This is a genomic window from Halorubrum sp. CBA1125 (genome assembly GCF_009742825.1).
Lineage (GTDB): Archaea > Halobacteriota > Halobacteria > Halobacteriales > Haloferacaceae > Halorubrum.
On the sequence record NZ_WPCE01000330.1, the window covers coordinates 1 to 1829 of the forward strand.

Annotated in this window: 1 protein-coding gene and 2 pseudogenes; 1 reads left to right on the forward strand and 2 read right to left on the reverse strand. The window is 62.4% G+C overall.

Annotated features, from left to right (window positions below):
• Together GJ633_RS16365 and GJ633_RS16370 are read right to left on the reverse strand one after the other, a co-directional pair.
• Window positions 1–393: pseudogene (locus GJ633_RS16365) on the reverse strand (DsrE/DsrF/DrsH-like family protein); the annotation flags it as partial.
• A gap of 2 nt (window positions 394–395) precedes the next feature.
• Window positions 396–641, reverse strand: coding sequence for a sulfurtransferase TusA family protein (locus GJ633_RS16370; protein WP_156589612.1), 246 nt, complete (start codon window positions 639–641; stop codon window positions 396–398).
• 251 nt (window positions 642–892) lie between these two features.
• Here GJ633_RS16370 and GJ633_RS16375 point away from each other — a divergent pair.
• Window positions 893–1829: pseudogene (locus GJ633_RS16375) on the forward strand (MBL fold metallo-hydrolase); the annotation flags it as partial.

The window sequence follows — 1829 nt, forward strand, 5'->3', positions numbered from 1 at the left end:
CCGTGTCGTTGTCGGCGATTTTCTTTTCCATCATCTTCGTCGTGACCCGGTCCATCCCGGGGAGCGCGGCGACCGCGTTCGGGACCGGCATATTGGGGTTGCCGACGGAGCTGAGCTTGAGGTTTTTTCGACCGTTCCTTCGTGGAGGATGTCCAGGCCCCAGAACGTGTGGAAGACGGTCACCTCGTAGCCGAAGGCGGCGGCCGTGCTGGCGAGGATGAGCGGCGGGTACGCCATGTCCAAGGTCCCCTTCGTCGCGATGATGCTCATCTTCTTGGCGTCGTCCTCGCTGGTCGCCTCGGCGAGCGCATCCTCGAGTTCGTCGACGCGCGCGGCCAGCTCCGCACGCGAGGGCGCGTCGTCGGCCGACGCGTCGGGCGTGTCCGTACTCATCGTTACTCCGTCTTCCGGACGTAGTGTCTGTACACCTCGTCGCCTTCTTCCTGGTCGACGAGCTCGACCCCGTCGGTTCCGGACGCCCAGCCGTCGATGTCGCTCATGCTCCCGGGATCGGTCGCCAGCACTTCGAGAACCTCACCTTCGGCGAGATCGTCGATGGCGGACTTCGTCTTCACTACTGGCATGGGACACGATGCACCTTTCACGTCGAGCGTCTCCGTGATATCGAATTCAGCACTCATTGGTTATCTGCTCCGTTAGTCTGTATTGGAGCTATCGCACAATACCCCCTGCCCAAGTAAAAAATTGTCGGTTCTTGTGGAAACTCCAAACTACTGTGTGGTGGGATATCTGGATACAGAGTTCTTAAAACGCTATTAATACAGTAATCTCTCCGTCTCAGTGGCGGGTGATCGAGCCATAGTATTGCTTAGAAAAGGAATTACCATGCAAATACTTTTGTACGTCCATCCGGTAGAAGTGACTGCACAACATGAACGCCGAAGACTTTCCGACTCCGGACGTCGACGTGGAAACCGTCGACCCGGAAACGCTGAAGGACCGCCTCGACGCCGGCGAGGACATCACGCTCCTCGACTCGCGTATGCAATCAGACTACGAGGAGTGGCGCATTGGCGGCGCAAACGTCACGTCGATCAACGTCCCGTACTTCGAGTTCCTCGAGGATGACATCGACGAGGACGTCCTCGAGCAGATCCCTGGCGACCGTGAAGTGACCGTCCTGTGTGCGAAGGGCGGCGCCAGCGAGTACGTCGCCGGCACGCTCGCCGAGCGCGGCTACGATGTGAACCACCTCGAAGACGGAATGAACGGCTGGGCAAGCATCTACGAGGCCGTCGAAGTCGAGCGCTACAACGGCGCCGGCACGCTGCTGCAGTACCAGCGCCCCTCCTCGGGCTGTCTCGGCTACCTGCTGTACGATGACGGCGAAGCCGCCATCATCGACCCGCTGCGGGCGTTCGCCGACCGCTACCTCGCAGACGCTGACGATCTCGGCGTCGACCTGCAGTACGCGTTGGACACCCACGTCCACGCCGACCACATCTCGGGCGTGCGCGACCTCGACGCGGAAGGCGTCGAGGGCGTCATCCCCGAGGCTGCCGTCGACCGCGGCGTCACGTACGCCGACGAGCTGACCACGGTCGCGGACGGCGACACCTTCCAGGTCGGTGACGCCATCATCGAGGCAGTCTACACGCCCGGCCACACGACCGGGATGACCTCGTACCTCGTCGACGGCACCTACTTGGCGACCGGCGACGGGCTGTTCGTCGAGAGCGTCGCTCGCCCTGACCTCGAGGAAGGGGGACGAGGGTGCGCCCGACGCTGCGCGCATGCTCTACGAGCCCTGCAGGAGCGCGTGCTGACGCTGCCCCGAGGATACGCTCTCGGTGGCGCGCACTTCAGCG